The following is a 16,619-nucleotide window of genomic DNA, read 5'->3' as shown; positions in this document are numbered from 1 at the left end:
GCAATCACATTCCGCCGAAGCTGCCACAGCAAACAACTTCTGCTCTATGAATGTATAACGGAAAGGTAACAGTGTCTAGTTACCGAAACGTTATTTTTCTGCGAGTTCGCCGAGAAGAATCCTGTGCGCAGCAACTGCGCACCACGAAGTCCTCCTTTGTGTGGACATTTCCTGAGGAAACCACGTCATGAAACGGGCTTCCGCTCCTCTCTTCCCTAAGAATCCGCTCTCTCGCAGACAGTTAGGTCAGTTCCATGCCACAGTCGCCAGGCACAGCAGTCCGTGCCACTCGCCCAACTCTGAGCCACCGGTTGCGCGCCGGTCTCGCCACTCTCGCCGTGGCGACCCTCGCGCTCGTGGCACTACCGCAGACGGCCTTCGCCGCGTCGGGGTCCATTGAGAGCCCGTCCATCGAAGTCGCCTCTGACGGAAACGCAACAACATCCCCCGTGCTTGATGACAGCACGGCCAACGGCATTGTCGGCACGAACGACACCGTGTGCTTCAACTGGTCGTTCGCTTCGGCGGGTGTTACTGACGGCACCTTCTCCCAGACGCTCCCCGCAGGCTGGACGTGGACCGCAAGCTCGCTCAGCTCGCTCCAGAGCAACAGCTCCCTGTACACGAGCAGCTACCAGATCACCGGAGATCCCACGGTAGGTCAGACCCTCACCGCGACGGTGAGTGTGCCTGACTCACAGAGCATCATCATCCTCGGCCCGCTCTGTGCCGTGCCGTCGTCGACCGCCGATCTCACTGCCTACACGCCCACCCTCGTCGTCGAGGACGGTGCCGGACCGGTCACGGTGACCGCGCCGCCCGTCACGGTCGTCGGCGAGCCGAAGATGGACCTCGCCAAGTACCTCTACCGCGCCCAGTCCTTCGCCCAGCATGACTTCGGGTCTGGTCCCGAGAACGCGATGTACATCGACTTCCGTATTGCGATCAACCAGCCCACCGGCACCGCACTCTACGGATCCACTCCAGCTTCGTTCCCGGATCCCTTCCTCATTGATGACAACTTCGCCATCACCCCCACCATCGCAACGACCGACCTCGAAGTGATTGAGGTCTCCCAGGGCACTGCAACCCTCATCGGCACCGACATCTCCGTGTCGGGTGCCACCGATGTCGGCAACGTCCCGTGGGGTGCAACCATGCGCATGTGGTTCAGGGCGTCGGAACTGCCGACGGAGAACGACACCCCCGCGTTCATCGAGATCGAGAACACTGCGGGAGTTCAGGCCGAGGACGCCACCGACGTCGACCTCTCCAACAACACGGCCATCGGCAGCGTGCAGGGTCCGATCCTCGGTGAGGGCATTGCCGCGTACGGCAAGGAACTCCTGGCGGCGAACGATCCGCAGAATCCGGTCTACAACATCGACCCGTGGGGTTCGCCGAACTACACCGATGTCACCGGTCGGATCGTCAGCCCGGGCGCTGTTGTGTTCTCCCGTTTCTACCTCGGCCTTCGCGACCAGGTGACCGGCGGTGTGCTCCCGGCCACCAACGTCCGCATCTTCGATTTCTGGGATCCCACCCAGCAGCGACTGCACGGGGCGGAGTCCGACATCTATGTCGGTGGCTCGCCGACCGCAGCCCTGCCGTCTTCGGAGTACGAGATTCTCTACACCAACCAGGACGGCTCGACCGGTGACCCGGCGGCCCTCACCTGGTTCCCGCGCACTGATCCAGCCTTCTCCGTGTCGACAGTTCGCGGTATCAGCATTCGCTACGTCGGCAACGGCGCCCCCGATGCTGAGTTCACCAATCCGTGGTTCCTCGCCTCCGTGCCGCTTGACATCGTTGCCCTTCCCGACGTCACAGTGCCGGACACGGCTCGATACCTCGTCGACCAGGTCGCGAGCGTGCCCCCGGTCACGCGGTTCGTGAACACGTCGACGAGCGTGCTCGCCATCGGCAAGACGGTGGACCTGCCGGCCATCACGAGTGGCAGCACCCTCACCTACACACTCACGCCGACCCTGAGTGTGCCCCTCGGGGGTTCGCCCTCGGCAGTCACCGGCCTCACGGTTGTCGACCAGCTGCCCACCTCGGTCGTCTCCGTCAACACGTCGGGCCTGAGCTCGGAGTGGTCCGTGGTGCAGACGCCGGGCGATCCTGGCCCTGACGGGATCCAGGGCACGTCAGACGACGTCTCCGGAATTTCACTCGAGTTCACCTACGCGGGTGGCGGAGAGGTCACTACGGGCACGCCGCTTGCGCCCATCGTCTTCACGGCAACCACGTCGCTCGTGCGACCAGCAACGGGTGTGATCATCAACACGGCGACGGTTTCCGCTGACCAGAACAACCAGGCCGTCGATACTCGTTCGGCGTCGGCCGTGACCACCGTCGGCCAGGCGAACATCCTCGCCAAGACGAAGGTTGCCGATGACCCGCAGATCGAGGTTCGTGAGCCGATCGTCTCGTGGACGAGCTCGTGGGTGAACTTCCAGTCCGAGGCTCAGGGTCCGACGTCCTTCGTCGACGTGCTCCCGTACAACGGAGATGGCCGTGGAACCTCGTTCAACGGCACCGCCACCCTGTCGACCGCCACCATGGTGGGAGCGCAGGCCGGCACCTACACGCTCGAGTACACGACGGATGCACCGGCGAGTGTGGGGACAGCGCCTGCAACGGCAACAACCTGGATCGCTGCGCCGACCGACGGCAACTTCGCCAGCATCACGGGAGTGACAGCGCTGCGCGTCTCCATGCCGGAGTTCGCTGCGGGCGAGGCAGGCGTCGGCGGCCTCAAGGTCGCACTCGCCGTTGTCGGCCAGCTCGAGGACGACGTGTACGCCAACACCATCACCGGCCGAGTCGGTATCGATCCCGTCGATCCGACGGCGGGCATTGACTACCCGGCCGGTCCGCCCGCACTCGTCGACGTGGTAGCCAGCGACATCACCGGCACCGTGTGGCGCGATGAGGATGGCGATGGAACGGATAACGGCGAACCCGGCATCGCAGGGGTCACCCTCGCGCTGCAGGATGCCGTGGGCACGCCCATCTTCGCCCTTGATGGTGTCACCCCCCTGACCACGGTCACGGCGGCGGACGGCACCTATTCCTTCACGGGACTGCCCTCTGGCTCATACCGGGTGGTCGCAACTCCGCCCGCCGGCTCCGCCAACACCTACGACCTTGACGGCACGCTGGACAGCAACTCGGGCGTCTTCACGCTCGGTGTGAACTCGGAGACGAACGACGTCGACTTCGGCTACCAGTTCTTCGGCGGTCTCGTCATCAACAAGGTGATCACCGGTCCCGGCGGCGACGCCTTTGGTGCTGGTCCGTTCGACTTTGATGTTGTCTGCACGTTCGAGGGAGAGCAGGTCCTCAGCCAGACCGTGACGCTGACCCCGATCGAGGGTGCGACCACTGTCACGAGCGAGGTGATCGGTGACCTGCCTGCCGGCGCCAGCTGCACCGTCACGGAGACCGACAACGGCGGGGCGGATGTCACGCCAGCACCGATCACCGTGGAGATCGTGGACGATGCCACCGTGATCGCCGAGCTCACGAACCACTTCTCGAGTGGTGTCGTGCAGGTTGCCAAGGTCCTTGAGGGCGACGCCGCAGACCTCACTTTCGTCACCGACCTCGAGTTCGAGGTGCTCGTCACCTGCCAGGTTGAGACGACGAATGAGGCGGGCGAGACAGTTCTCGGCACGGTCTACTCGGGTACGGTTCTCGTCCGCGGTGGACAGACGGTGGCGGTGCTCGACAGCGAGGGCGACCCCGTGGGGCTTCCGCTCGGCGCCCACTGCTTCGGCGAGGAGACGGAGGCCCACGGTGCGGATACGTCGAGCGTGGACCACGACTCCTTCGAGAGTGCGGCCGTCGTCGGCACCAGCGAGACCGCGCAGACCCTCACCATCACGGCAACGAACACGTTCGACCTCGCCGACATCACCGTCGAGAAGATCGTCAAGGGTGTTGGGTCCGCAGGTCCGTTCACCTTCGAGCTCGAGTGCACGAGGGATGGCCTCGCCTACCCCCTCGAGGAGGCCGATGAGGCATTCACCCTGTCGAACGGTGAGTCCCGCACCATCCAGGTTCTTGTCGGCACTGAGTGCGCAGCAACGGAGACGAACGTTCCCGAGACTGTGATCATGACGGTCAGTGACACCGATGACAGCACGGAGGGCGGGGACACCGACGGTGTCGTGGTTGCAACGCACGATGGCCAGACCATCACCGTGACGAACCTGTACCCGGCCATCTCGGGGGACACGCCGGGGGCGGGCAGCGGTCTCGCCTTCACCGGTAGCACCCCGGCCATCGGTGCCGCGCTCGCGGCGGGGGCGGTGCTCCTCCTCGGGCTGGTGCTCGGCCTGATCTCGCTGATCCGCCGAGCGACATCCGTCCGTGGCGGGGCGGATGCTCACGCTGTCGTGTCACACGAGGCCACCGACCGAGGGTAGTCGGAGTGGGAAGAGCCGGGGCCGGTCACAATTCGGGGTGACCGGCCCCGGCGTCACGAAGGGCCCTGTACCGGCGGCGATGCCGCGGCGCAGGGCCCTTCGAACGATTCTTGGCTTCTAGAAGAAGTCGGGGCTGGGCGTCGAGGCCTGGCGGATCGAAACGTCCGCGTGACGGTCGAAGCGGTAGCCGACCCCGCGCACAGTGCGCACGATGTCCTCGTAGTCACCGAGCTTGGAGCGCAGGCGACGCACGTGAACGTCGATGGTGCGCTCGTTGGGGATCTCGTCATCGCTGGCTGACCAGAGGGAGGAGATCAGTTCTGAGCGGTCGATGGTGCGGCCCTCGCGGAGCACGAGGTACTGCAGCAGCTCGAACTCCTTGTACGTGAGTGCGGCCGGGTCGCCGTCGAGCACGACGCGCTTGCGGGAGATGTCGACCACGACACCCGTGCGGTGCTTCGGGGTGGGCTCCTCCACCTGGCGGTGGCGGGCGAGTGCCGACGGGTCGTTCAGCGCGAGGCGCACCACGTCGACGTCCCGTCCACCGGCACCCACGGGTGCGAGCGCAACGGCGGCATGGGTCTCGATGGTGGGAACCGCCTCCGTGAGTACACCCTTGAGCTTCTCGACCAGAGCGCCGAGGGACGTGCCGGCGGCGAGGGCGGTTGCCTCGTCGATGCCGACGTAGAGGACGAAGCCGCGGGCCTCGGTTCCCGAGGGAACGGCGCGAAGGCGGGGCGCCTCAGCGGGCTCGGGGGTGGGAGGAACGACGGACAGGGGTGCACGAGAAATCGTTGCAAGAGACATTGTGTTTGTGATCCTTGAGCTGGGGGTGAAGGGCCCCGTGATGATGGGGTTGTGATCCTTCGGGGTACTGCGGGTGGAGCTACAGGTCAGGCCGTTATGAGGGCGAAGACCCGGGAGTCACGTCGAACGGTGACTCGGCAGCGGAGCCGATTACGCACACATTCGACAACACATGGACGCGCTGAAACCCATCACCTCGGAGGTGGTCAGGGCGCGAGCGCGAACAGTCATGGGTAGAACTATGCCACACAGTGTGGCGACCATCAAGGTCTAAACGGTGCCGTAGAGCCGGTCGCCGGCGTCCCCGAGGCCGGGAACGATGTAGCCCACCTCGTTGAGCTTCTCGTCCAGCGCGCCCAGCACGATCGTGACCTCGCGACCCTCCGTGGCTTTCTCGACGGCGGCGAGGCCCTCGGGTGCTCCGAGCAGGCAGACGGCCGTGACATCCTGGGCGCCGCGCTCGAAGAGGTAGTTGATCGCAGCGATCAGCGACCCGCCCGTCGCGAGCATCGGGTCGAGCACGAAGCACTGGCGGTTGGAGAGGTCGTCGGGCAGACGCTCCGCGTAGATGTCGGGCTGGAGGGTCTCCTCGTTGCGCACCATGCCGAGGAACCCGACCTCGGCCGTCGGTACGAGCTTGACCATGCCCTCGAGCATCCCGAGACCAGCGCGCAGGATCGGTACCACGAGCGGCTTCGGGTCGCTGATCGCGAGCCCGGTGGTCTGCGTCACCGGCGTCTGGATCGTGACCTCGTGCACACGCACGTTGCGAGTCGCCTCGTACGCGAGGAGCGTCACGAGTTCCTCCGCGAGTGCGCGGAAGGTCGGCGACGGCGTGGTCTGGTCACGCAGCACCGTGAGCTTGTGGGTGATCAGGGGGTGGTCGGCTACGTGCACTCGCATAGGCTCAATCTACTGTGAACCGGCCAGCTGCGAACCTGTACGAGGAGTGGATGGGCCGCGCCCTTGCCGAGGCCGCCCTCACCACCGGCACCGGCGATGTTCCCGTGGGCGCCGTCGTCGTGGATGCCACGGGCACCGTGCTCGGCGCGGGCCGCAACCGCCGCGAACTTGACGCAGACCCCACGGCGCACGCCGAACTCGTCGCGATCCGTGCCGCGGCGGCGCGCCTCGGCAGTTGGCGTTTGGATGACACAACTCTCATCGTCACCCTCGAGCCCTGCTCGATGTGCGCGGGAGCCATCCTGCAGTCGCGCATCCCCCGCGTGGTGTTCGGCGCCTGGGACGAGAAGGCGGGTGCCGCCGGCAGCGCCTACGACCTGTTGAGGGACGGTCGACTGCCGCACCGTGTGGAGGTTGTGGCGGGCATCCGCGAGTCGGAGTCAGTCGCCATGCTCACCGAATTCTTCGAGCAACGTCGCTAGCGGGCCTCGCCCCGTGAGGTCACGGCGACCCCTAGTATCGGCCTCGTGAACACGAGGACTGCCTACGTCAACGCACGAATTCACACCGGCGACCCGCTCGCGCCGTTCGGTACGGTGCTCACGGTCGAGGACGGGATGGTGTCCTCGGTCGGCTTCGACCAACCGGACGCCGCCGACGGCTGGAGCATTGTCGACCTCGAGGGACGGTTCGTGATGCCCGGCTTCGTGGACGGGCACGTGCATCCCCTCCTGGGTGGGGGTCGCGAACGGGGCTGCGACGTCTCGGGATTGCCCTCCGTCGAGGACTACTGGTCGAGGATCCGCGAGTTCGATCGAGCGCACCCAGGCGACGGTCTTCTGATGGTGACCGGCTACTCCGCGATCCTCGTCGCCAACACGCATGTCACGCGTCGCGACCTCGACGCCGTCATCGCACACCGCCCGGTCCTCATGATCAACAGCGACCAGCATGGCGCCCTCGCCAACACCGCCGCGCTGACGCAGGCCGGCATCATCGATGCCGCGGCGACCGCGCAGGACGCCCACATCGAGAAGTTCCGGGACGGCAGCCCGAGCGGTCTGATCAACGAGGAGGCGATCCAACTCGTGCGGCAGCTGGCGGGGCCGCCCAGCGAGAGCGATGCCGCGCAGGATGTGCTCGCCGCGCAGGAGGTACTCCACCGCTTCGGCGTCGTGGGCTGGCAGGACGCTCTCCTCGGTAGCGAGTTCGGTACCGTCGACGTGGGCCGGGTCTACCTTCGGCTGGCAGAGGATGACACGCTCACCGCGCGCGTCGCGGGTGCGATCTACTGGGACAGGACCCGCGGTCTCGAACAGCTCGACTCGATCCTCGAACGACGCGAGGCATACTCCCGCGGGCGGTTCAGAGCACCCACGGTCAAGATGCTGCTCGACGGCGTGCACGAGGCGGGTACGGCGGCCATGCTCGAGAACTACTGTGACGCCGACGGCAATCCCCTCGGCCACAACGGCGGCACCATGATCGAGCCTGCCGATCTCAACCGCGCGCTCGTCGCACTGGACGCTCACGGAGTGGACGTGCACTTCCACGCTCTCGGGGATCGGGCCGTGCGGGAGGCCCTCGACGCCGTCCAGGCGGCGCGCGAGGCCAACGGGTACCGCGGAACCCGTCACCAGATCGCGCACCTGACCTTTGTCGCGACGGACGACCTCCCACGATTCCGCGCGCTGGATGTCACGGCCAACCTCCAGCTTGTGTGGACCGCTGACGACTTCCTCGACTTCGCGCAGTACGAGAAGTACGTGGGGGCCGAGGCGATGTCACGCATGTCCCAGCTGGCCACGTGGAACGGCTACGGCATCCCTTGGAGTTCGGGCAGCGACTGGCCCGTGTCGAGCCCGAACCCCTTCGACGCGCTGCAGGCCGCCGTGAATCGGTCCCTGCGGGGTGTCGCGCCCGAGTCGATGAGGTCGCAGCGACTACCGCTCTCCACGGCCATCGCCGCCTACACCTCGGGTTCGTCCTTCACCTCGCGCCTGGACCGCAACGGGGTGTTGCGGTCTGGGATGAACGCCGACTTCGTGGTGCTCAGCGACGATCCGTTCTCCCTGGAGAACGTCTCCGACTGTATTGTTCAGCAGACGGTCATCGGGGGCGAGAGCGTCTACTCCGCCGACTAGCCCTGCTGCGCGGCCGCTGTCGGCAGTGCCTTGCTTGCCTCCGGGTGCAAGTGGAGGATCAACGGGATCGCCCGCTCGACCGTGCGTTCGACACGTTCCTGCAGTGTCGGACTTGCCACCCGGTAGTTCTCGAACTCACTCTCCACGCCGTAGACCCCGAGGGGGAGTGTGACCGCCTGGAAGAACGAGAACAGCGGGCGAAGGTGGTGCTCCAGGATCAGCGAGTGCCGTTCGCTCCCGCCGGTCGCGGCGAGGAGCACGGGTGTGCCCTCGAGCGCCCGCTGGTTCACCAGGTCGAAGAGGTGCTTGAACAGCCCGGAGAACGCCGCGCGATAGACGGGACTCACGACAACCAACAGCTCTGCCGACTCGATCTCCTGGAGCGCCTCCTCGAGTCGAGGGTCGACGACGTTCCTACTGAACGACCCGGCGAGCGTCGGAGCGAGGTCGGTCAGGCTGATGACGGTCGTCTCGATCTCGAGCCGCGCGCCGAGCTCGTCCACGATCGCGTCGAGCAGGCCGAGCGACTTCGACGGCGATTGCAGGCTTCCGCAGACCGCGACGACCTTCAACGGGCGGAGGGTCACTGGAGTTCCGCCACGACGTCGACATCGGCCGCGAACGGCGAGGGCAGGGTGTCGGTGGCGGCGGAGGCTCCACCGACGAACGCTCCGCGGTACCGGGCCGCAGGGTGGTCATCGGTCACGAGGCCGGTCGGCGCACCCGTGAGGTGCGAGCGCAACGTGCCATCCGACTCCTCCGGGTAGTCGTTCCACACGCGTCCCCGTCGCTGGAGCTCAGGGACGACGTGGTCGACGAAGTCCTCGAACGTGCCGGGAGTGATCGCATAGGCGAGGTTGAAGCCGTCGAGTCCGCCGACCTCGACCCACCGCTCCAGTTCATCGGCTACGGTCTCGGGGCCCCCGACGATGACCTTTCCGAGTCCGCCGATCGCGAGGTACGAGGCCACATCGCGCGGCGTCCACTTCTTGTCCGGGTCGGCGGTCGTGAACATCGCCAGCACGCTGCGCAGAGAATCGTTGTCCACGTACTCGAGCGGCACGTCGGGGTCGAGGGTGGAGAAGTCGATGCCCGTCCAACCGCCGGCGAGAGCGAGGCCGCCCTCGAGGCTCGCGTACGACGCAAGCTCGTCGTATTTCGCCTGAGCCGCGGCGTCGTCCTCGCCGGTGATCACCGTGAGGAGCGTAAGGATCTTGACCGAGTCACGCGAGCGCCCCTGCGCTTCTGCGCGGTCGCGGATGTCGTCGGTGATCGGTCGAGCCTGCTCCGGACTCGTCGCGATGATGAAGAGCGCCTCTCCGTGCTTGGCGGCGAAGTCGCGTCCCCGACTGGATGCCCCGGCCTGGTAGATCACCGGAGTGCGCTGCGGCGACGGCTCGCTCAGGTGGATTCCGGGAACGGTGAAGTACTCCCCGTCGTGCCCGATCGGATGCACCTTCGTGGGGTCAGTGAAGACGCCTCTGGCTCGGTCGCGCACCACTGCCTGGTCCTCCCAGGACCCCTCCCACAGCTTGTAGGTGACGTCGAGGAACTCATCGGCGAGACCGTACCGGTCGTCGTGCTTGATCTGGCTCTTCAACCCGAGGTTGCGGGCGGCGCTGTCGAGATAGCTCGTGACCACGTTGATACCGACGCGACCCCCCGTGAGTTGATCGAGCGTCGAGAACTTGCGGGCGAGCAGGTAGGGCTGCTCGTAGGTCACTGCGACAGTCACGCCGAAGCCGAGCTTCGACGTGACTGCTGCCATGGCGGGCACCTGGAAGAGCGGATCGTTCACGGGCACCTGGTCGGCGTCGATGAACGAGGCCGCAGCGGTGCCACGGTAGAGGTCGTAGAGGCCGACCACATCCGCGATGAAGACGGCATCGAACTTGCCGCGCTCGAGCGTGGTAGCGAGGTTCTGCCAGTAGTCGAGGGTGTTGTACCGGTCAGCCTGGTTGTCCGGGTGGCGCCACAGGCCGGGGTTCTGGTGCGTGACGCAGGTCATGTCGAAGGCGTTCAGCACGATACGAGAAGAAGTCATGCGACCACTGTCCGTGTGCGCCGTCGTCAGGACAAGGGCGGCCGTCACACACGAACACGGGGCGTAACCGTGTTACCGAGTGTGTACTCCCGTGACAGGTGCTCCCATGATGCGGTGCACTCCGCGCGTGCTTAGCGCCAGAAGACGGCGACCAGCAGGTTGATCAGGGCGAGACCGCCCGCAGCGTGGAAGAACGGCTTGACACGGCCACCGTTCTTGTTCGCGCGGTAGGCGAGGATGGCGGCCACGAGAACGGCGAGCGCGATCACGAGCTTGGTGGCGATCTTCACGTAGTTGAGGTCGTGATCGCCCGCCTCCGCCACGCCGACGAGCGCGAGCCCCGAGACGAGCTGCACGATCGCACCGGCCAGGACGGGAGTGACGGAGAATCCGGAGTCCTTGCGCATCTGCACCAGGAAGATGCCGACGATGAGCGCCATGCCCACGAGGTGGGAGGCGAGCAGGATCGAGTGCAGGATGTCCATGCACCCATGGTGGCCCGAAGAGAGGCGCAGGGCCAGCTAGGGCAGGCTCGCCTTAGTCGATTCCCTTGATGACGATCGTGTCGGTCGCGGGGTTGCCCTCGCCGGGTGCGTGGTAGACGTCCGGCTCGATGTAGATGACTCGGGCAGCCGGGACGGCCTCGCGGATCGACGACTCCAGCTCATTGATCGACAGGGCGACGTCACCGAGCTTGGACTTGGGCGCGAAGGCGACCTTGGCGGCCACCATGAGTTCGTCGGGGCCGAGGTAGAGCGTCTTCATGTGGATGAGCGACTCGACGCGGCTGCTCGCGTTGAACACCTCGCGGATGCGCGTGTCATCCTCTGTCGTCGCTCCCTCGCCGACGAGGAGGCTCTTCGTCTCGATACCGAGGATGATGGCGACCGTGACGAGCAGGGCACCGATGAAGAGTGTTCCAATCGCATCCCAGATCGAGTTTCCGGTGATGATCGTGAGCCCGACTCCGACGAAGGCGAACGCGAGACCCAGCAGCGCCGCGACATCCTCGAGGAGCACAACGGGCAGCTCTGGCTGCTTCGCGTGGCGCACGAACGCGATCCAGCCCTTCTTGCCTCGCGATCGGTTCGACTCCCGAATCGCGGTCCGCAGGGAGAACGACTCGAGCCCGATGGCAATCGCGAGCACCAGGATCGGCAGCCACGGCACCTCGAGCTCATGCGGGTGCTGCAGCTTGTCGATGCCCTCGTAGATCGAGAAGACGCCACCGACAGAGAACAGGATGATCGCCACAACGAACGCGTAGACGTAGCGTTCGCGGCCGTACCCGAAGGGGTGCTCCTTGTCGGCCTTCTTGCGGGACTGGCGACCGCCGAGAAGCAACAGACCCTGGTTGCCGGCATCCGCCAGCGAGTGCACGCCCTCGGCGAGCATCGAACTCGAACCGGAGAAGGCGAAGGCGATGAACTTCGTGACCGCGATGCCCGCATTCGCCAGTAGCGCCGCGATGACTGCCTTGGTTCCGCCCTCTGTACTCATGGCCACAATCCTAGGATGGGCACGTGACCACTCTTCCCTCGATAGCAATCATCGGTGCAGGCTCCATGGGCGGCGCCATCCTCGGCGGACTCGTCGCCCCCGGGGTGACGGTGGAGGGTAGCATCCGTGTCACCAACCGCACCGAGGCCAAGGCAGCCCTCGTGCGACATGAGGGGGTCGAGTCGTTCGCCCTCGAGACGGATGCCGACGCCAACCTCCGTGCCGTGACCGGTGCCCGCGTGGTGCTGATCGGGGTGAAGCCCGCAATGGTGGCCGAGACCCTCGCCGCGATCGCTCCCGCGCTCGAGCCAGACGCCATCGTCGTGAGCGTCGCTGCCGGTGTGACGACCGCGACGATGGAGGCGGTCGTGCCGGGATCCGTTCTTCGTGCGATGCCGAACACGCCGGCTCTCGTAGGCAGGGCCGTGACGGGACTCTCGGCGGGGTCACGCTCCACCGCCGAGGAGATGGAGATCGTCTCCCGAGTGTTCGGCACGGTCGGCACCGTCGTCGAGGTGCCCGAATCCCAGATCGACGCGCTCAGTACGGTCTCGGGCTCCGGCCCCGCCTACGTCTTTCTCTTCGTCGAGGAGTTCAGCCGCGCGGCGGTGGGCCTCGGGTTCACGCCCGAGCAGGCATCCCTCCTCGTGTCGGAGACCTTCCTCGGCGCGATGCAACTGCTCGCGGCATCCGGCCAGTCACCTGAGGAGCTACGACGACAGGTCACGAGCCCCAAGGGCACCACTGAGCGCGCCATCGCGGTGCTGCAGGACGCCGACCTAGAAGCCCTCTTCGCGAGAGCCACCGCGGCAGCCCTCGCACGCGCGAAGGAGCTCGCAGCAGGCTAGGAGAGCCCGCTGAGCGCCCGGACTAACTCGCCTGGGAGGCGAATTTCTCGATCTGAGCCGACTGGCCGCTCACGATGATGAGGTCGTGGTTCGAGACGATCGTCTCCGGGGTCGCGTAGGTGAAGTCCTGGCCGGGCGACTTCACTCCGACAACCGTGATGCCGAACTTCTTGCGCACATGCGACTCGGCGAGGCTCATGCCCCTGATCGCCTTCGGCGGGTACATCTTGACGATCGCGAAGTCGTTCTCGAACTCGATGAAGTCGAGCATCCTGCCGCCGACGAGGTGGGCGACGCGTTCCCCTGCCTCAGCCTCCGGGTAGATGACGTGGTTGGCCCCGATGCGAGCGAGGATCTTGCCGTGTGACTGGCTGATGGCCTTGGCCCAGATCTGGGGAACCTTGAGATCGACGAGATTCGCGGTGATGAGCACACTCGCCTCGATGGATGACCCGACCGCGACGACCGCGATCGAGAAGTCCTGCGCCCCGATCTGGCGCAGTGCGTCGATCTGGCGGGCGTCGGCCTGCACTGCGTGGGTGACGCGCTCGGACCATTTCTGCACGAGCCCGAGGTCGGCGTCGATCGCGAGCACCTCACGGTTGAGACGCTGGAGCTGACCGGCGGTGGCCGCTCCGAAGCGGCCCAGTCCAATGACCAGAACGGGTGCGTCATGCGGAATCTTCTCAACCAACGATGGGCCTCTCTTCCGGTCGAGTGAACAGGTGGCGCCGCTGGCTTGCCGCGAGGGCTGCAGCAAGGGTAACCGTGCCGACGCGCCCCGCCCACATGGTTGCCGCGAGGATGTACTTGCCGGAGACGGGCAGGGTCTCCGTCAATCCCGTACTCAATCCGCAGGTGGCGAAGGCGGAGATCACGTCGAACAGGACCATGTCCAGGGGCGCCTTGGTGATCTGGAGGATGGCGATCGAGGACGCCGCGACGATCGTGGCTCCCCACAGTGTGATGGCCACGGAGAGCCTCAGGACGTCTCCAGGAATGCGGCGCTCGAACGCGTGCATGTCATTGTCGCCGCGGGCCTCCGCGAGGGCGGCGAGGAACAGTACGGCCAGGGTCGTGACCTTGATGCCACCTGCAGTGGAGGCGGACCCTCCACCCACGAACATGAGCATGTCGAAGGTCAGCTGTGTCGAGCCGTTCATCGCCCCGATGTCGATCGTGGAGAAACCCCCCGACCGGGTCATGACGGAGAGGAAGGTGGCCGTGAGCGGTCGGGAGATGGCATCCCGATCCCCGAGCGTTGCCGGGTTGTTCCACTCGAGGGCTGTCGTCGCGATGGCGCCCAGGATGATGAGGAGCACAGTAGTCAGGAGGGTGAGGCGGGCGTGCATCGGCAGCCGGGCACCCGCACGCACCTTGCGCAGCACCGCGAAGATGACGGGGAAGCCGAGGCTGCCGAGGAAGACCCCGAAGGCGATGGCGGCGAGCATCCACGTGTCTCCGGCGAACTGCTCCATTCCGCCCACCGTCGGCACGAAGCCGGTGTTCGTGAAAGCGGATGCCGCGAAGTAGAAGCCCTGCCATGTTGCCGTCCAGGGGTCGAAGCCCTCGACGAGCAGACGCGGAATGATCACGAACGAGAGAAGCACCTCGATCACGAGGGCGCTCAGGGCGACGGTCGCGAGGAGCCCACCCACTTCGCCGAGTCGCACCGCCTGCGACTCAGCGATCGGGCCGACGTGGATTCGCGACGGGTTGGTGTCACTCGCCGCGATGAGTCGTTGCCGAAGACCGAGCTTTCGGGAGACGATGAGGCCCAGGATGCTCGCGAGGGTGAGAACACCGATTCCACCGACCTGCAGTCCGAGGAGGATCGCACCGTTGCCGAACGCGGACCAGTGGGTGGCCATGTCGACCGTCGTGAGACCCGTGACGCAGATCGCCGAGACCGCGGTGAAGAGGGCATCGGCGAGCGGAGTGGCCTCGCCCGATGCCGAGGAGATCGGCAGTACGAGCACGGTCGCGAGCAGGATGATGAGCGAGCTGAAGACGAGGATCGCGAACCGGGCCGGAGAGGCGGCGGCAAAGCGGTCGGCGGCACCACGCAACCACGCCGCGGCGCTTTGGGGTTCGCCGCGTCGGCCCGCTCGGGTCTGCATACTCACGTCATGGCCGTCCTGTCAGACAGCTTGTCATGGTACTCCCGTCGGGGCGCCGCTAGCCTGATGCAATGGCTGACATTTTCGACGTGATCTCGGATGCAACGCGCCGCGACATCCTTCACGCACTTCTCGACCGCTACGTCTCCTCCGAGTCCGAGACCGGTGAGATCAGCGTCGGCGATCTCGTCGAGCGCCTGGAACTGAGCCAGCCCACCGTCTCCAAGCATCTCAAGGTGTTGCGCGACCACGGTCTCGTCAGCGTGCGCGAGGAGGGCCAGCACCGGTACTACCGACTGGATGCCACGCCACTCGAGACCGTCGAGGACTGGCTGATCCCGTTCCTCAGCGCCGACTTCGAGGACGACTTGGGCGGTGAGACGGAGGACTCGTTCGGTGCGTTCGCCGCATGGTCGGGTGCCGACGTGGGGGCGACCATCGGCCGCCGCGTGGCCGAGGGTGCTCACCAGGCGAGGGTCGTGGTGGGCGAGGTCGGCAAGCGCCTGCCGGCTCCGCTGCGTCGCCGCACCTCGAACGGTTCCTGAACCTCTGAAACGAGTTCAATCTCGGGCTGGACAGCAGGTCACAGCAGCCCCTAGTGTTACCGATTAGCACTCCAGTCACACGGGGCGCAGAATCAGAAGGAACACAGCCGAATGTCACAGGACCTGTCCGACGTGCGCTTCCTCACGGTCGCTGAGGTGGCCGAGATGATGCGCGTGTCCAACATGACGGTGTACCGCCTCGTCCACGCTGGCGAGTTGCCCGCCGTGCGCTTCGGTCGTTCCTTCCGCATTCCGGAGTCCGCTGTCGCCGCGGCGATCGAGACTCCCATCGCGGACGTCGGCTGACCCCGGCAGATCTGCCCCCGATTCGACCAGCTGGTTTACCGGCTACACTGGACGCTTGTCCTGTCCACGGTTCTGAAGCGAACCGTCACAAGTTCACTCAGAACGGTAGAGGTTCCTTATGGGTTCAGTCATCAAGAAGCGCCGCAAGCGGATGGCCAAGAAGAAGCACCGCAAGTTGCTGCGCAAGACGCGTCACCAGCGTCGCAACAAGAAGTAGTGCGCTAACGGCCCTGTTTCTTCAGGTGCCGCTTGGCCTCTCGGATGCTCGACCGCTTGAGCGGCAGCACCTCCCACCCCTCGTGCCTCGCGTGAGCGAGTAGCTTGGCGTCCGCATTGATGACGATGCGATTGCCGACCGCGGACAGGAGCGGGATGTCGTTGCTCGAGTCCGAGTAGGCCCAGCATTCGTCGAGGTCCGCACCTCGCGCCGTCGCGAACTGTCGCGCCACCACGGCCTTCTCCTCACCGTGGAGCACGTGACCGTCGAGGTCGCCCGTGAAAACGCCGTCGAGGGCTTCCACCTTCGTGCCGATCGCACCCGTGAGTCCCAGCCGTGATGCGATGACATCCGCAACGAGCTGGGGAGTCGCCGTGATCAGCCACACCTCGTGGCCGTTCTCCAGATGCTGCCGCGCGAGAGCCACGGTCTCCGGCCAGAGCTTGGGCGCAATGTCGCGGTCGTAGATGTCGTGGGCGAGTTGCACGAGGCCCGCCTCGGTGTGTCCGCTCACCAGTCCGAGGGCACGTTCCTTGGCCGTCGCGAGGTGATGGCGGTTCTCGCCGACCGCGAGGAACCGGAATTGGTGCCATCCGAAGACCGCGATATCGCGGAACGAGATGAGACCCCGCCGCCAGGCTTCCCGGCCGACGTAGAAGACGCTCGCGCCCTTCATCAGGGTGTTGTCGACGTCGAAGAAGGCAAGCACAGGAGGAACGTGCGGGGTCAGTGGCTCGGCGTCGGGCATC

Annotated in this window: 16 protein-coding genes; 7 read left to right on the top strand and 9 right to left on the bottom strand. The window is 65.9% G+C overall.

The genetic code is table 11. The features are described 5' to 3' along the window. Nucleotides 1-254: 254 nt before the first annotated feature. Complete coding sequence (locus HDC94_RS00725) at nt 255-4,436, top strand: DUF5979 domain-containing protein (protein ID WP_179493957.1); 4,182 nt, start codon at nt 255-257, stop codon at nt 4,434-4,436. A 117-nt stretch (nt 4,437-4,553) separates the two neighbouring features. Here the strand turns inward: HDC94_RS00725 and HDC94_RS00720 are convergent, their stop codons facing one another. Continuing rightward, a complete protein-coding gene (locus HDC94_RS00720) occupies nt 4,554-5,243 on the bottom strand; it encodes a winged helix-turn-helix domain-containing protein (RefSeq protein WP_179493955.1) in 690 nt (229 codons plus the stop codon). 270 nt (nt 5,244-5,513) lie between these two features. Continuing rightward, the gene (gene upp / locus HDC94_RS00715; RefSeq protein ID WP_179493953.1) at nt 5,514-6,146 is read right to left on the bottom strand and encodes a uracil phosphoribosyltransferase; all 633 of its coding nucleotides are present in this window, start codon (nt 6,144-6,146) and stop codon (nt 5,514-5,516) included. Between the two features lie 50 nt (nt 6,147-6,196). Between upp and HDC94_RS00710 the strand changes: the two genes are divergently transcribed. Then, on the top strand, nt 6,197-6,628 hold the full coding sequence (locus HDC94_RS00710; protein WP_179498733.1) for a nucleoside deaminase: 432 nt from the start codon (nt 6,197-6,199) through the stop codon (nt 6,626-6,628). A 45-nt stretch (nt 6,629-6,673) separates the two neighbouring features. Continuing rightward, nucleotides 6,674-8,290 carry an amidohydrolase gene (locus HDC94_RS00705; RefSeq protein WP_179493951.1) on the top strand — a complete coding sequence of 539 codons (1,617 nt, stop codon included), beginning with the start codon at nt 6,674-6,676 and terminating at the stop codon, nt 8,288-8,290. Here HDC94_RS00705 and msuE read toward each other — a convergent pair. The 4 genes from msuE to HDC94_RS00685 form a co-directional block, all read right to left on the bottom strand. Beyond that, entirely contained in the window at nt 8,287-8,877 is a 591-nt protein-coding gene (msuE, locus tag HDC94_RS00700; RefSeq protein WP_179493949.1) for an FMN reductase, read from the bottom strand. The two genes, HDC94_RS00705 and msuE, sit on opposite strands and share 4 nt — an antisense overlap. Next, the gene (locus tag HDC94_RS00695) at nt 8,874-10,334 is read right to left on the bottom strand and encodes an LLM class flavin-dependent oxidoreductase (protein ID WP_179493947.1); all 1,461 of its coding nucleotides are present in this window, start codon (nt 10,332-10,334) and stop codon (nt 8,874-8,876) included. The genes msuE and HDC94_RS00695 overlap by 4 nt, the downstream gene beginning before the upstream one ends. A gap of 131 nt (nt 10,335-10,465) precedes the next feature. Next, the gene (locus tag HDC94_RS00690; protein WP_179493945.1) at nt 10,466-10,819 is read right to left on the bottom strand and encodes a hypothetical protein; all 354 of its coding nucleotides are present in this window, start codon (nt 10,817-10,819) and stop codon (nt 10,466-10,468) included. A 52-nt stretch (nt 10,820-10,871) separates the two neighbouring features. Next, the gene (locus tag HDC94_RS00685; RefSeq protein ID WP_179493943.1) at nt 10,872-11,834 is read right to left on the bottom strand and encodes a cation diffusion facilitator family transporter; all 963 of its coding nucleotides are present in this window, start codon (nt 11,832-11,834) and stop codon (nt 10,872-10,874) included. Nucleotides 11,835-11,857: 23 nt separating this feature from the next. Here HDC94_RS00685 and proC point away from each other — a divergent pair, with 23 nt between their 5' ends. Further along, nucleotides 11,858-12,682, top strand: coding sequence for a pyrroline-5-carboxylate reductase (proC, locus tag HDC94_RS00680; RefSeq protein ID WP_308495586.1), 825 nt, complete (start codon nt 11,858-11,860; stop codon nt 12,680-12,682). Between the two features lie 22 nt (nt 12,683-12,704). Here proC and HDC94_RS00675 read toward each other — a convergent pair whose 3' ends face one another. Then, on the bottom strand, nt 12,705-13,376 hold the full coding sequence (locus HDC94_RS00675) for a TrkA family potassium uptake protein (RefSeq protein WP_179493941.1): 672 nt from the start codon (nt 13,374-13,376) through the stop codon (nt 12,705-12,707). Continuing rightward, nucleotides 13,369-14,802 carry a TrkH family potassium uptake protein gene (locus HDC94_RS00670; protein ID WP_179498729.1) on the bottom strand — a complete coding sequence of 478 codons (1,434 nt, stop codon included), beginning with the start codon at nt 14,800-14,802 and terminating at the stop codon, nt 13,369-13,371. The genes HDC94_RS00675 and HDC94_RS00670 overlap by 8 nt, the downstream gene beginning before the upstream one ends. Before the next feature lie 71 nt (nt 14,803-14,873). Here HDC94_RS00670 and HDC94_RS00665 point away from each other — a divergent pair, with 71 nt between their 5' ends. From HDC94_RS00665 to HDC94_RS00655, 3 genes are all read left to right on the top strand, one after another. Then, a complete protein-coding gene (locus HDC94_RS00665) occupies nt 14,874-15,347 on the top strand; it encodes a helix-turn-helix transcriptional regulator (protein WP_179493939.1) in 474 nt (157 codons plus the stop codon). A gap of 111 nt (nt 15,348-15,458) precedes the next feature. Continuing rightward, nucleotides 15,459-15,653, top strand: coding sequence for a helix-turn-helix domain-containing protein (locus tag HDC94_RS00660; RefSeq protein WP_179493937.1), 195 nt, complete (start codon nt 15,459-15,461; stop codon nt 15,651-15,653). 118 nt (nt 15,654-15,771) lie between these two features. After that, nucleotides 15,772-15,870 carry a 30S ribosomal protein bS22 gene (locus tag HDC94_RS00655; protein ID WP_003792170.1) on the top strand — a complete coding sequence of 33 codons (99 nt, stop codon included), beginning with the start codon at nt 15,772-15,774 and terminating at the stop codon, nt 15,868-15,870. A gap of 4 nt (nt 15,871-15,874) precedes the next feature. Here HDC94_RS00655 and HDC94_RS00650 read toward each other — a convergent pair whose 3' ends face one another. After that, entirely contained in the window at nt 15,875-16,618 is a 744-nt protein-coding gene (locus HDC94_RS00650; protein WP_179493935.1) for an HAD family phosphatase, read from the bottom strand. Nucleotide 16,619 lies beyond the last annotated feature (1 nt).

This window comes from Leifsonia sp. AK011 (assembly GCF_013410945.1).
Lineage (GTDB): Bacteria > Actinomycetota > Actinomycetes > Actinomycetales > Microbacteriaceae > Rhodoglobus.
Note: the sequence above shows the minus strand (reverse complement) of the source record. Positions and strands in the feature narration are given on the sequence as shown.

Bases quoted from the DNA above. Each gene is read 5' to 3' on its own strand.
- HDC94_RS00725 (WP_179493957.1), top strand. From the start codon at position 255: ATGCCACAGTCGCCAGGCACAGCAGTCCGTGCCACTCGCCCAACTCTG.
- HDC94_RS00720 (WP_179493955.1), bottom strand. From the start codon at position 5,243: ATGTCTCTTGCAACGATTTCTCGTGCACCCCTGTCCGTCGTTCCTCCC.
- upp (WP_179493953.1), bottom strand. From the start codon at position 6,146: ATGCGAGTGCACGTAGCCGACCACCCCCTGATCACCCACAAGCTCACG.
- HDC94_RS00710 (WP_179498733.1), top strand. From the start codon at position 6,197: ATGGGCCGCGCCCTTGCCGAGGCCGCCCTCACCACCGGCACCGGCGAT.
- HDC94_RS00695 (WP_179493947.1), bottom strand. From the start codon at position 10,334: ATGACTTCTTCTCGTATCGTGCTGAACGCCTTCGACATGACCTGCGTC.
- HDC94_RS00690 (WP_179493945.1), bottom strand. From the start codon at position 10,819: ATGGACATCCTGCACTCGATCCTGCTCGCCTCCCACCTCGTGGGCATG.
- HDC94_RS00685 (WP_179493943.1), bottom strand. From the start codon at position 11,834: ATGAGTACAGAGGGCGGAACCAAGGCAGTCATCGCGGCGCTACTGGCG.
- HDC94_RS00670 (WP_179498729.1), bottom strand. From the start codon at position 14,802: ATGCAGACCCGAGCGGGCCGACGCGGCGAACCCCAAAGCGCCGCGGCG.
- HDC94_RS00665 (WP_179493939.1), top strand. From the start codon at position 14,874: ATGGCTGACATTTTCGACGTGATCTCGGATGCAACGCGCCGCGACATC.
- HDC94_RS00660 (WP_179493937.1), top strand. From the start codon at position 15,459: ATGTCACAGGACCTGTCCGACGTGCGCTTCCTCACGGTCGCTGAGGTG.
- HDC94_RS00655 (WP_003792170.1), top strand. From the start codon at position 15,772: ATGGGTTCAGTCATCAAGAAGCGCCGCAAGCGGATGGCCAAGAAGAAG.
- HDC94_RS00650 (WP_179493935.1), bottom strand. From the start codon at position 16,618: ATGCCCGACGCCGAGCCACTGACCCCGCACGTTCCTCCTGTGCTTGCC.